Here is a 268-nt window from a genome sequence, read left to right on the forward strand (position 1 = left end):
CTGGTTTATGAAGCCTTCCGAGATGGAAGAGGGGAAGACTTATCCGCTTATTTTAGAAATTCATGGCGGACCGCATGCCATGTATGGTTATACGTATTTTCATGAATTTCAAATGCTCGCTTCTGAAGGCTATGCCATCGTATATATCAATCCTCATGGCAGTCATGGATACGGACAAATGTTTACCGACCGTGTGAGAGGGAGCTATGGTGACGTTGATTATGAGGATGTCATGCAGGCTGTTGATCATGTGCTGAAAGCCTATGAT

At 44.0% G+C, this 268-nt stretch carries 1 protein-coding gene; it reads left to right on the forward strand.

Annotated features, from left to right (window positions below; genetic code table 11):
• The coding region (locus SB658_RS24345; RefSeq protein ID WP_410602931.1) for an alpha/beta hydrolase family protein at nucleotides 1-268 on the forward strand (268 nt) is incomplete at both ends.

Origin of the sequence: Bacillus sp. SIMBA_008, from assembly GCF_046535495.1 — a bacterium.
Lineage (GTDB): Bacteria > Bacillota > Bacilli > Bacillales > Bacillaceae > Bacillus > Bacillus subtilis.